Consider the following 12,655-nt stretch of genomic DNA (forward strand, 5'->3'; position numbering starts at 1 on the left):
CGGGGGCTTTTCTTTTACGTAAACACCGCATGGATTCGAACCTCGGTCAAAGGGGACTATTTCTCATCGACTCGTGTAAGATTTCGAGTATGCGCCTCGGTGAGCCCGTGGCGCGCTCTTTCTTTAGACGGCCGATCAGGGTGATATTTCGTGGCAGAGCGTCCGACATACAAGCTCAGGTTTCTCGATCCCAAAAAGCGCTTTCCGGCGATGCCCGAGCAGCCTGCGGGACGCTCATATGGCGTGGTCTGGAAACTCTTTGGCGAGGACCAGCATGAATCTTGTTATGTCGTCGAATTCGTTGGCAAAAGTCATGTGGCGCTTTTGGGCTACGTAAGCGTTTCGGGTGAGGTGTACAAGGTGGACCGCCCCGTCAGCGAGGCTCCGCTGCCCAACGATCCCGACATGGAACTGGTCCTTGACGAGTCGGATTCCAGTATTGGTGAGATTATGGTAAGGGAAGTCAGCGGTGCAATGCACGCATGTGCGCAAACTGTCGGTTCTCCCGAAGGCCCCATGCGCGAGCAGTCCGACCACGAGACATGGAATTCGACCCGCGCCCTTCCTTACGGCGAGTTCATGGCCTCGATGTTCTTGCGCTACGTGATATTTGCCAACTCCGAAAGCGCTATTGTGAACACGGCGGACGCCGGCGGACTCGACGAGGGTATGCAAAACGTTGTCGACAAAATAAAGCTCGTAAAGCTGCCCGAGCCGGTCGAGGTGTTTTTGGGCTTTAACACGTCACCGCTCCCCGATGCTATCGAGACGCTGCTTTACCGCGTTGACCATGCCGAGAATCCGAGCGGTATCGAGCGCTATGCCGCCACCCTTATGAGCGAAATTGACTTGCCCCGTCTGCGCACCATTGCCGCCAAGTCCGAAATGAGCCTGGCGCGCATCGACCGGTCAAAGCTGTTTTATCTCAATTTTGATCGTAGCTTGCTGGACCAGGACGAGATTGACATGCTGCTTGCCATCGAGTGCCGTCTCAACCGCCTCTCCGGCATCCTTGAGCGCATCGGGGCCGGATTGGTCCCTGCGGCATCCTCGCCGAGCCTTGAGGGCTGCGCGCTCTTTGATTCGTGGCATATCGCCAAGACGACCAACGATGTTCCCCGACTGCTCGATACGGCCTCGAGCGATAACCCGTGGGGCAAACCGGGTACGGTGGCTTGCCAGCCGGGCGGTGAGTGGGATGTGCGTACCCGCTTCGCGCGTATCGTCGAGGCACTTAACGTTGTCACACGGCTCGACTATACCTATCGGGCAAACGTTGCCGAGGGGATTATGCTCGTTCGGTTTGGGCAGTCTGTCGTGGATGCCATGCCGCAACGTGAATACGACGCTCAAGATGACGCCTGGCGCGAGCTGGACGAGGACACGCGCGCGGTCTGGGCCGCGGAACACGATGCGCGCGTGGCACTCACGCTTGCGGCAGCGTGTTTTGCCGCGGGCACCTGCATCACGCGCTGCTATGTGCAGATTGCTGCTCCCGACAGTGAGCAGGGCGAGCGCGTTGTCGCAACGTATTTCTTTGGGCGCGCGGCCTATCTGGCCGATTGCGTGCCTGTCGCCAAGGATCTTGAGAGCATGGACATGGACGATATGCCGTGCAAGCGTGTACTTGAGGCGCATGAGTCAACTGCTCCGGAGACGATTGAACCTGCGGAGGTTCATGTTCGTCCGCGTGATGACCATCGCACGCTTCCACCGGCGCTGCGCGATTTGCTGCTTGCCGATACGGCTGACGAGTTGGAGGTCATGGAAGAGGACGACGACCCATACGTGGCCCGTGTTGTTGAATTGCGCGAGCAGGCAAAAGTCGACCGTACAGGTGCTTTTGAAGGCTTTTCCCGTCTTGTTGAGGAGTTGGAGGCTAAGTGCGCCGTCGCCGAGCTTTTGGCGACAGGTCCGGTTCAAACGCAGTTTTGCGATAACCAGCTGGTGCGCATGGTGCTACCGGTGTTGGAAGAAGACCGCTCTGTGCGAATCCTTCGTGCGCCCGATGCACTGTACTTTGCCCAGCACGAGATCTGCAGCTTTTACGCCGAGCAAGAGGACTTTGAACGAGCACTGCCCGAGGTGCGCCATCTTTACGATCTGGCACGCTCGTCCATGCAATCGCACTTTGCGCTCATCAACGTGCTTGCGCGTCTGGAGCGCTTTGACGAGATTATCGAGGTGGCGCGCCACGGCCTACGTATTGCCAGCGATCGTTCTGCAATCGGCTACCTGTTCTATCGCTTGGCGTTTGCCTATTGGAATTGCGATCAGCTCGACCTAGCGCTGGCTTGTTACCGTCTGGTGCCGCGCGGTGAGGAATCGGGCAGTAGTGCGCTGGAAGAAATGCAGGGCCTTATGAATGAGATGGGCGTCAGCGAGCCTCCGACGTTCGAGGAGGCGGTCGAGACCATCCGCAAGGCTGGACTCGAGCTGCCGCCAGTGTCCGCCGTGACGAATCAGCTTGCAGATGCCGCTGTTCAACTGGTCGACAACGGCTTCTTTTTCCTGGCACGCGGTTGCATCTTCCAAATGTGGCGCACCATGGGCAACGACGAGCTCGGCTCCCTCAACCGCTCGCTGGGGTAGGCGAAGCCTCCAAGGAGGAAAGGATGCTAGGCAATTAGAAAATTTCCTCTTGCCCATCCTTGGCTGTTTGGTTACTATAGAACGGCTGTTACGGAGAGCTGACCGAGAGGCCGAAGGTGCTCGCCTGCTAAGCGAGTATGCCCCAAAAGGGCATCTGGGGTTCGAATCCCCAGCTCTCCGCCAGTTTAACTTTAAAGAAGGGTCCCATCGGGGGCCCTTTTTTATTATCGAGAAAGGGCGCTGGGGATTCGAACCCTCAAAAAAATGAGGCGCCTCGTTGGACGCCTCATTTGGTTCGATGTGATATCGCTCCGGCCCTACACCTCGGGTGCCTTGGCTACGGTCTCGCTTTCTGCCGTGAGTGGGCGGTTGTCGATGCGGCGGCCCAGGCGGTCGAGCTTCACAAGGAGCCACTCAATGGGATTCGGCCCTGCCCCTTCCTCGTCGGCAACCAGGTCCATGACGGCGATCTTGGTGCCGTCCTGCTTGAGCGTAACGCTGCCCACCTTGTCGCCCACATGCACCGTGCCCGAAAGATCGTCGTGGCTAACCTTTTCGGTCACCTCGCCGGCAAGGGAAAACACGGTCGCTTGCGCCGTAGGATCGGCGAGTGTGGCGTCGATCGTCTTATCCGTCCAGTCGGTTTGGCCAATGCGCGCCATAAGCGGGTTGCCGTTGGCGGTCTTTTCCTGCGTGTTGGCGATCGCGACCGTCACCTTGTGACCGTAGTACCAATTGGCAAGGGTTGCGGTATCGGTAAAGCGCTGGTCGGTGGTGGTGGAGTTCAAAACGACGGTGTAGATCTCGTCACCATCGCGGTTGTAGGCACTCGTAAAGCAATAGCCTGCATCGTCGGTGGTGCCGGTCTTGCCACCGATGTTGCCATCTTGGCCCAGCAAATAGTTATGCGTGTCCATGGAATGCGAATGGTCGGTGCCGTCGGCGCCCGTGACCTCGATCCAGGAATCCTCGCTCGCTACGACCTCGCGGATCGTGTCGTTTTTCATGGCCTCCTGCATCATCAGCGCTACGTCGTGTGCGGTTGAGTGCATATTGCCAGCCCACTCATCAAAGTCCAGACCATGCGGGTTTTCAAAAAGCGTACCGGTACAGCCGAGCTTCTTAGCGCGCTCGTTCATGGCCTTCACAAATGTGGCCTCGGCGTCTTTGGTCTTGGGGTCGATCTTCTTGCCCACATATTCGGCGAGCACGATGGCGGCGTCGTTGCCCGAGGGAATCATCAGGCCGCGCAGTGCCTGCTCCACGGTAAGCTCGTCGCCTTCGAGCAAGCCGGCGGTCGAATTACCCACGGTGGCCGCGGCGTTGCTCACTGTGACCTTCTCGTCCATCTTGCAATTCTCGACGGTTAGGATTGCGGTCATGACCTTGGTGATCGAGGCAATCTTGACCTGCTCATCGGCGTCGCGGGCATAGTAGACGGTGCCGTCTTTGCCCATGACGAGGGCATTGGTCGCATCGATATCGGGCAGGTTTTCGGCCGTGATACCGCGCACATCGGCGGTTTTGCCGCAAACATTGTCGGTCGTGAGCACTTGGGCGCCGGCGACGGTGGGCACGCCAGCGGCAAGGGCGATAGCGCAGACAAAGCCGGCGGCAAGCTGGGCTGAGCGCTTTGCAAAAGAGGTGAGGGACTTCACGGATTTCGCTTTCGACGGGATGGTCTCTTCTGAAACTAGAGTATATCGTTTGCCGGCGTCGGCGATCATCGCGTGCGTGCGTGGCCCACATCCGCGCCCGAACGGGCACAAGGGTGCTTAAGGCCGACTTAATCACCCACGCTTGTTGTGTGTGACGGGCGCCCCCTCGGGCATAATGGAGCGCGAGAGGAGCACGCATGAACGAGCGCATACTGGTAGTTGATGACGAGAAGGCCATTGCCGACCTAGTGGGCATCTACCTTACAAAAGAAGGCTTTGACGTCCAGATTGCCTATAGCGGGGCCGATGCTGCCAAGGCAATCTTGGAGCAGGAGTTCGATCTGGCGCTGCTGGATGTCATGCTGCCCGATATCGATGGGTTTGAGCTGCTGCGTACGATCCGTTCCAGCCATACCTATCCTGTGATCATGCTGACGGCGCGCGATGCCCAGCAAGACAAGATCGAGGGCCTTTCGCTTGGCGCGGACGATTACGTGGTTAAGCCGTTTCGTCCGCTGGAGCTCGTCGCGCGCGTGCACGCTCAGCTTCGCCGCTACACCAGCTACGGTAGCCGTGCACAGGCGGCCGAGTCGCCGACCATTCAGCTCGACGGCTTGGAGATCAACCGCGACGCTCGTTCCGTGACGGTGGACGGTGCACCGGTACGCCTCACACCCACCGAGTATTCAATCTTGCTGTATCTGGTCGAGCATCGCGGCAGCGTGGTGGCCGTGGAGGACCTGTTCCGTGCGGTGTGGAACGAGGATTTTATGCCCGGCTCCAACAATACGGTGATGGTGCACATTCGCCACTTGCGCGAAAAGATTGGCGACGACGCACAAAAGCCGCGCTTTATCAAAAACGTCTGGGGCGTCGGCTACATAATCGAATAACGCTTTTCGCTTGTGAGGATCTTGATATGACAAAAGACGATAGACAAGCGTTCGAGGTGCCCGATCGACTCTTTGAATACGTGAGGTCGGTCGTCGACAACCGCGCGCTTGCAACGGTGCTGCTCTTTTTGCTGAGCCTGCTGCTGATTGGCATTGATAACATCGCTGGAATCTTGGCGGTGCTGCTTGTCGGCTTTTTGCTGATCGATCGATTTGAGATCGTGCGCCGCTGCATGGTGATTGGCGGCGCCGCGTGGGCCATGACGTTGGCGATTGGCGCCATGGCGCTCGGCGGCATCGAAGGGCCGGTGCTGTTCGATGCCGGCTTTGTATTCAACATGCTTGGCTTTGTGCTGGCGCTTGCCGCGTGCGTGCTGTTCTTGTGCGGCCGCGCCCTGTACTACCAGGGCTACGAACAGGGCGAGCAGCATGCCGATTGTGTGCTGGCCGCTCGTATTCAAGATCGCCTGATCGATCACCCCGACACCTGGGACAACATTGACGGCGACTTCTTGGAGGTCGAGGGCGCCCTTAACCGCGTGCGTGACCGTGAGCGCAAGGTGCAGCAAGCTCTGCGTGACGAGTCGCATCGCAAGGACGATTTGGTCACGTACTTGGCACATGACCTACGCACCCCGCTTGCCAGTGTGGTGGGCTATCTTTCGCTGCTGCAAGAGGCTCCTGAGCTGCCGGTTGAGCAACGTGCGCACTTTACGGGCGTGGCTCTCGACAAGGCGTACCGGCTCGATGCACTCATCGAAGAGTTCTTCGATATCACGCGCTTTGACTTCCACGATATCGTGCTCACGCGCGGCTATGTTGATCTGGGGTTGCTGCTGGCTCAGGTGGCTGACGAGTTCTATCCCATCCTCAACGAGCAGCATAAGGAAGCCCAAGTTGATATTCGCGAGGACCTGACGGTGCTCGTGGATGGCGACAAGATGGCTCGCGTGTTCAACAACATCATGAAAAACGCCGTCGCCTATAGCTATGAGGGCTCGACTATCACGATCGAGGCCGGGCGCCAAGACGATGGCAGCGTGCGCGTGCGCTTTATCAATCAGGGCGATCCTATCCCTGCGGCTAAGCTCAAGGTGATCTTTGAGAAGTTCTATCGCCTGGATGCGGCGCGTGCGACCAATCGCGGCGGCGCTGGACTGGGGCTTGCCATCGCCAAGGAGATCATCGCGGCACACGGCGGTACCGTTGCATGTGAATCGACGCCCGAACACACGATATTCACCATCGAGCTGCCCGCCGCATAGCCAGCGTGCCCTTACAAACACTTGACAATGCGCTCACGTGCATATGAGCCGCGATTTCTACTATCGATACTGCTGAATTGATATCGATGTGGAGGTATGCGGTATGACGGCTGCTGCGGCTGTGGAGCCCACGGAGCTTGAAGAACTCATGAAAGCGCAGGCCGAGGCCGCGCACGAGCGCGAGGTTGGGGATGCGACTCGCCCCACGGCAGAGGATCTTGCCGCCTCGCCGACGCGCATCGACGTCGAGGGCCTCGACCTGTTCTATGGCGACCATCATGCGCTCAAGGACGTGAATATCAAGATCCGCGACAAGCAGATCACCTCGTTTATCGGGCCTTCGGGCTGCGGCAAGTCGACGCTCCTGCGCTGCTTTAACCGCATGAACGACGGCATCAAGGATTGCCGCATCGAGGGCAAGATTGCGCTCGATGGTCAAGATATCCTGGGCGATTACGACATCTGCCGTTTGCGCCAGCGCGTGGGCATGGTGTTCCAGCGCCCCAACCCGTTTCCCATGAGCATCTACGACAACGTCGCCTATGGGCCGCGCGGTATGGGTGTGCGCGATCGCGCCGTGCTCGACGAGCTGGTCGAAGACGCCCTGCGTCGCGCTGCCCTGTGGGACGAGGTCAAGGACAAGCTCAAGGAGTCGGGCCTGGGTCTTTCGGGTGGACAGCAGCAGCGCCTGTGCATCGCCCGCGCACTTGCCGTGCAGCCCGATATTCTGCTGATGGACGAGCCGACCTCGGCGCTCGGCCCCGTATCGACGCTGGTGGTGGAGCAGCTGGCCTGCGAGCTCAGGGAGACCTGCACGCTGGTGGTCGTTACGCACAACATGCAGCAGGCCGCGCGTATTTCCGATTCGGTCGCGTTCTTTTTGCTGGGTGAGCTGGTGGAGCACGCGCCTACCGCGCAACTCTTCAAGAATCCGACTGATCCGCGCACGGCGGATTATTTGACGGGCCGTTTTGGCTGATACCATCTAGTATAGGCACCTTTAGGGTTAAGATGCGGTCATGTCGGCCGCAAAGGGGTTCAACATGATCTATTACGTCGAGGACGATGACAACATCAGGGATTTGACGGTCTATGCGCTGCGCAAGCAGGGAATCGAGGCCGAGGGCTTTTCGTGCGACGGCGAGTTTAAGGCCGCCGTGGCGCGACGGGTACCCGATGCTGTCCTGCTCGACATCATGCTGCCCGATACCGATGGCTTGGCGATTATGCGTCGCCTGCGTGCCGATCGCCTGACGGCGACGGTGCCCATCATGATGCTTACCGCCAAGGATACCGAGCTCGACAAGGTGATGGCGCTCGATGGCGGTGCCGACGATTACCTGACTAAACCCTTCTCGCTCATGGAGCTCGCCAGCCGCTGCCGCGCACTGCTGCGTCGCGGCGGCATGGTCAAGCAGGCGAGCGATGTGCTCAGCGTGGGCGACATCGTGCTCTCGCCCAGCCATCGCGAGGTGACCGTTGCCGGCGAGCCGCTTAAGCTCACCCTGCGCGAGTTCGACCTGCTCGAGTACCTCATGCGCAAGCCCGGCGTGGTTTTTACCCGCGAGTCGTTGCTGCAGAGCGTGTGGGGCTGGGACTTCGACGGCGGTTCGCGCACCGTTGACGTGCACGTGCAGACGCTTCGCCAAAAACTGGGCGAGCATGCCAGCGCCATCGAGACCGTGCGCGGCGTGGGCTACCGCTTGGCCGAGCCTTCTGCCGGCGATGGTGCCAAAGGCGACGACACCGCGGCCACCGCATCGGAGGAGTAACCCGTGGTCTTCGCCCCCCAGGGAAAACATACGCTGTCGCACCGCGTTTTTGTGACGATCTTTGTCTGCGCCATGGCGGTTATCGTGGCGTTTACGGTGCTGGGTGCGTTCTTTGTGCAAAACACCTTGGCGGATGCCACGAGTGCCAATCTGGCGCAGGAAACCGAGCTCATTGCTGCCGCTCTCGACGAACAGCAGGAGCCCATCCCGTTCTTGCGTAGTCTCGATCGCGAGGACTTGCGCATCACGCTGATTAACAAGGATGGATCGGTTGCCTACGACAACGAGGCGTCGCCTTCCACACTGCCCAACCATGGCGATCGCCCCGAGGTCATCGAGGCCTTTGAGAGTGGTTTGGGTTCCGCGGAGCGCGCAAGCTCTACGCTCGACGAGATTATGCTGTATCGCGCCGTCGCCCTTGATAACGGCCAGGTTGTCCGCTTGGCGCAGGCCCAGCCTGGCGTTGCGGCGATTTTGCTGTCGATGGTGGCGCCGATGCTGCTTATCGCAGCAGCGGGTGCGGTACTCTCGTTTTTTATGGTGCGCCGCGAGTCCCGTGCCATCATCGCGCCGTTGCAAGAGGTGGATTTGGACCACCCACGCCGTAGCTATGAGCACGCCTATGCCGAGATGGTCCCCATGCTTGAGCGTATCGAGTCGCAGCGCCAGGAACTCAAGCGCCAAATGGCGGTGCTAGCGGACAACGACCGTATGCGCCGCGAGTTCACGGCGAATATCACCCATGAGCTCAAGACGCCGCTTACGGCGATTTCGGGCTATGCCGAGCTCATCGCAAACGGCATGGTCGAGGGCGAGGGCGACCTGCGCAACTTTGGCGGTCGCATCTATCGTGAGGCGGGCCGCTTGGCAGCGCTTGTCAACGATATCCTTACGCTGTCTAACTTGGACGAGGCCGAGCGTGCAGCTGAGGGCGAGGCGGTGCCCATTGGGTCCACGGAGCCTATTGAGCTCTCGCGTGCCATCTACGCGGTCGAGCAGCGTCTTGAACAGGTCGCCCGTCAGGCGAATGTGACGATAAGTCATGAGACCAAGCCTGTGGTCATCGAGGGCGTGTCGCGCTTGATTGACGAGCTCATCTATAATCTGGCAAGCAACGCCATCCGCTACAATCGACCCGGCGGTACGGTTACGCTGCAGTGCGGCACCAACGACGAAGGCCATCCGTTCCTTGCGGTCGCCGACACGGGAATCGGTATCGCGCCTGAAGAACAGGGCAAGGTATTTGAGCGGTTCTATCGCGTGGACAAGAGTAGGTCCAAGGCACGCGGCGGAACCGGTCTGGGGCTTGCCATTGTCAAGCATGCGGCCCTGTATCATCACGCCACGCTCGATCTGTCGAGCGAGTTGGGCGTGGGAACCACCATTACGGTGACGTTTCCCATACAGCAGGACGAGCCATTCGCATAGCGATACAACATAGATATTGATGTAGACGCCGCATTTGACTTTCGGGTGCGGCGTTGTTGTGCAATTTTACGATTGCTTCCGACATTTTTACAGGAGAGCCTGTTTCTTATGTATAGAGTTTGGTCTCGGTAAAAAGATGCGATAACATACGGACAGTTTTGTCAATCCGAACTGGGGAAATGAAAGGCAAGCTGCATGACCCTTCTCGAACTGTTCCAGCTGCTGAAGAAGCACCTTCAGCTGGTCATCACCCTTCCGGTGGTCTGCGCGATCGCCATGGGCATCGTGTCCTTCGTTGCGATGGACAACACCTATACCGCGACGACGAGCATGTACATTCTCGCCAAGACCGACGATAGCGGTCAGATGAGCTACAACGATCTCTCGGCGAGTCAGATGCTTTCCAACGATATCGCCACGCTGCTGGATAGCGATAGCGTTAAGAGCGGCGCAGCCAATGAACTGGGCCTCACCGATCTGGATGACTACAAGGTGTCTGTTTCCTCCGAGACCACCACGCGTGTCATTACGCTTTCGGTTACCGGCACCGATGCCAAGGAGACGGCTAAGGTCGCAAAGGCCATAGCTAGCTCGGTGAGTATGGTCGCTCAGAACGTCGGCGCTGCCCAGAGCATCAACGTTATCGACGAGGCTAAGACCCCCGAAGCCCCCAGCGGCCCCAAGCGTATGCTGTACGTTGCTGTCGCGTTCCTCGCGGGCATCTTTATCGCAGTTGCCTATGTCGTTTTGGCAGACATGCTCAACACCCGCATCCGCGGTGCCGAAGAGGCAGAAGAGCTCCTGGGCATTCCCGTTGTTGGCCGAATTCCGGCTATGAAAGGTGGTAAATAGGCATGGCTAAGGCAAAGAACACCGATAAGCTCGTTGTACAGAATGCCGCCAAGACCCTTCTGGCCAACATCCGCTTTGCGAGCGTGGACGACCCCATTCGCACCATCACCGTTACCTCCTCGATTCCCAACGAGGGCAAGTCTACGGTTTCCATTAACCTTGCTCAGGCAATTGCCACGAGTGGCAAGTCCGTGCTCCTGGTTGAGGCCGATATGCGCCGCAGGTCCCTTTCCGATATGCTCGGCGTTCGTTCGCGCGGCGGACTCTATGCGGTTCTTTCCGAGCAGATCTCCATTGACCAGGCAATTGTCGAGACGGGTCAGAAGAACTTCTACTTCCTTGATGCCGAGCCGCATATTCCCAATCCTGCCGACATCATCGTCTCTCACCGCTTTGCCAAGCTGGTAAAGGCACTGTCTGCTAAGTTCCAGTACGTCATCTTCGACGCTCCCCCGGTCGGCACCTTCATCGATGCTGCCGAGATTGCCAGCCTGACCGACGGCACGCTGTTCGTGGTGCGCGAGGACTTCACCAAGCGCGAGGAGGCGCTCAACGCCATCGGTCAGCTTAAGAAGTCCGAGAAGGTCAAGCTCATCGGTACCGTTATGAACTACTGCGAGACCGAGACCAGCGAGTACTACTACTCCTACTACACCAAGGACGGTAAGAAGGTTAAGAAGGGCTCCGACGATCAGGGGACTTCCAAAAAGGGCATCTTCACCAACCGAGCAAACGTTTAGTTGATTAAGGCTGACCTATGCGTGACATTCATTGCCATATCTTGCCGGGTGTAGACGACGGCGCCGCCGATCTCGATGAGAGCTTGGCGATGCTCGAGGCTGCCAAGCGGGCCGGTGTAACCAGAATCGTTTGCACTCCTCACTGCCGTGATCCCTATTTTGATTACGACAAGATGTGGGATGCCTTTGAGCTGCTGCGTGATAACGCTGACGGTTTTCCGCTCCAGATGGGCTTCGAGGTCAACCATCGAAAGCTCGTTGAGCTTGGTATCGATGCCGCGGAGCACTTGCATTTCGATGGGACCAACGAGTTTCTGCTCGAACTTTCGACGCATGCCGATGCGTATGCGTTTAGAGAGTACGAGAACACGATTTACGATTTGCAGTGCCGTGGCTACCAGGTGATCATCGCTCATCCTGAGCGCTATCGTGCGGTTCAAAAGGATGTAAGCGTGGCGGAGCGTCTGGTCGATATGGGCTGCAAGCTGCAGGCTTCGGCGGACTTTATTGCCGGCGGTCGCTTTGGTCGCGAGAAAAAGCCGGCACAGCGCCTGTTCGATCAGAACCTGTACAGCTTCATCGCGAGCGATGCCCATAACGTGGGTCATTACGACTGCCTGGCGAAGGCTCGCGCGAAGTTTAGCGTACGCGGAGCTCATTTTCGCTAAAATCTGTCCCTAACGTTCGCATTGAATGAAAGGGCAGCCATGGATATCCAACTTAAGACGGGATGCTTTGATGACGCGGCGTTGGTGCGCCGCGTCGTTTTTATGGACGAGCAGGGCTACGAGAATGAGTTCGACGCTATCGACGAGGATCCAAACTGCATTCATGTGACGCTCTATGTAGACGGCGAGCTTGCCGGTTGCTCGCGCGTGTTTCCCGAAGAGCTTGAGCGCGTGGCTGACGCAGAGGCCCCGGTGTTGCCGGCATGCGACATGGACGAAGACGTTGCGGCGGGGGAGACCTACATTATGGGGCGCGTCGCCGTGCTGCCGGCTATGCGTCGTCGCGGACTGGCGAGTGCGATCGTGGAGACCAGTGCTTCGTGTGCACGCGATGCCGGCGCTAAGCTTATTAAGCTGCATGCGCAGGAATACGTGCTGCCGCTTTATGCAAAGGCGGGCTACACGCAAATTGCCCCGGTAGATTACGAAGACGAGGGCCAACCCCATGTCTGGATGGCCAAGCGCGTAGATGGCAGATAGGGACGTTCCTTTTAATATGAGCAGGACATTGTCAAGAGGCAAAATCGGGCCTGGCCCCAACGATATGGGGTCAGGCCCTCTCCCTATATCAGCCCGTCCGCGGCGACCTCGGCGTGTCTTACCGACGCTCGTCTTTGCAGTTTAATATCCGCCCGCGGCGATCTCTCGCTGGGCAATCCGTTGCTACGGCTGAGGCTTCTACGTCGAACCGACAGTCTGTGCACGCGTGTGGCGCCCTGGGCGCTCG

The 12,655-nt window shown here is 58.6% G+C and carries 11 protein-coding genes and 1 tRNA gene; 11 read left to right on the forward strand and 1 reads right to left on the reverse strand.

Annotated elements, in window-relative coordinates; genetic code table 11:
- Positions 1 to 150 precede the first annotated feature (150 nt).
- Both ABHU32_RS03850 and ABHU32_RS03855 read left to right on the forward strand, forming a co-directional pair.
- Positions 151 to 2,592, forward strand: a complete 2,442-nt coding sequence (locus ABHU32_RS03850; protein WP_346979017.1) for a tetratricopeptide repeat protein — start codon at positions 151 to 153, stop codon at positions 2,590 to 2,592.
- Between the two features lie 92 nt (positions 2,593 to 2,684).
- Positions 2,685 to 2,775, forward strand: a tRNA-Ser gene (locus tag ABHU32_RS03855).
- A gap of 134 nt (positions 2,776 to 2,909) precedes the next feature.
- On the opposite strand, the gene ABHU32_RS03860 is transcribed toward ABHU32_RS03855, so the two are convergent.
- Positions 2,910 to 4,250: a D-alanyl-D-alanine carboxypeptidase family protein gene (locus ABHU32_RS03860; RefSeq protein ID WP_346979018.1), complete on the reverse strand. Its 1,341-nt coding sequence runs from the start codon at positions 4,248 to 4,250 to the stop codon at positions 2,910 to 2,912.
- A 197-nt stretch (positions 4,251 to 4,447) separates the two neighbouring features.
- Between ABHU32_RS03860 and ABHU32_RS03865 the strand changes: the two genes are divergently transcribed.
- From ABHU32_RS03865 to ABHU32_RS03905, 9 genes are all read left to right on the forward strand, one after another.
- Positions 4,448 to 5,143: a response regulator transcription factor gene (locus ABHU32_RS03865; protein ID WP_195362018.1), complete on the forward strand. Its 696-nt coding sequence runs from the start codon at positions 4,448 to 4,450 to the stop codon at positions 5,141 to 5,143.
- Positions 5,144 to 5,169: 26 nt separating this feature from the next.
- Positions 5,170 to 6,408: a sensor histidine kinase gene (locus ABHU32_RS03870; protein WP_346979019.1), complete on the forward strand. Its 1,239-nt coding sequence runs from the start codon at positions 5,170 to 5,172 to the stop codon at positions 6,406 to 6,408.
- Positions 6,409 to 6,511: 103 nt separating this feature from the next.
- On the forward strand, positions 6,512 to 7,387 hold the full coding sequence (gene pstB, locus ABHU32_RS03875; protein ID WP_346979020.1) for a phosphate ABC transporter ATP-binding protein PstB: 876 nt from the start codon (positions 6,512 to 6,514) through the stop codon (positions 7,385 to 7,387).
- A gap of 64 nt (positions 7,388 to 7,451) precedes the next feature.
- Complete coding sequence (locus tag ABHU32_RS03880) at positions 7,452 to 8,180, forward strand: response regulator transcription factor (protein WP_117786111.1); 729 nt, start codon at positions 7,452 to 7,454, stop codon at positions 8,178 to 8,180.
- Between the two features lie 3 nt (positions 8,181 to 8,183).
- A complete protein-coding gene (locus ABHU32_RS03885; protein WP_346979021.1) occupies positions 8,184 to 9,608 on the forward strand; it encodes a sensor histidine kinase in 1,425 nt (474 codons plus the stop codon).
- A 195-nt stretch (positions 9,609 to 9,803) separates the two neighbouring features.
- Positions 9,804 to 10,460, forward strand: a complete 657-nt coding sequence (locus tag ABHU32_RS03890; RefSeq protein WP_346979022.1) for a YveK family protein — start codon at positions 9,804 to 9,806, stop codon at positions 10,458 to 10,460.
- A gap of 2 nt (positions 10,461 to 10,462) precedes the next feature.
- On the forward strand, positions 10,463 to 11,200 hold the full coding sequence (locus tag ABHU32_RS03895; RefSeq protein ID WP_055309657.1) for a CpsD/CapB family tyrosine-protein kinase: 738 nt from the start codon (positions 10,463 to 10,465) through the stop codon (positions 11,198 to 11,200).
- Positions 11,201 to 11,217: 17 nt separating this feature from the next.
- Positions 11,218 to 11,868 carry a tyrosine-protein phosphatase gene (locus ABHU32_RS03900; RefSeq protein WP_022094060.1) on the forward strand — a complete coding sequence of 217 codons (651 nt, stop codon included), beginning with the start codon at positions 11,218 to 11,220 and terminating at the stop codon, positions 11,866 to 11,868.
- A 39-nt stretch (positions 11,869 to 11,907) separates the two neighbouring features.
- Positions 11,908 to 12,408, forward strand: a complete 501-nt coding sequence (locus ABHU32_RS03905) for a GNAT family N-acetyltransferase (protein WP_346979023.1) — start codon at positions 11,908 to 11,910, stop codon at positions 12,406 to 12,408.
- The last annotated feature ends 247 nt before the right edge of the window (positions 12,409 to 12,655 follow it).

This window comes from Collinsella aerofaciens, from assembly GCF_039758965.1.
Taxonomy (GTDB): domain Bacteria; phylum Actinomycetota; class Coriobacteriia; order Coriobacteriales; family Coriobacteriaceae; genus Collinsella; species Collinsella aerofaciens_BR.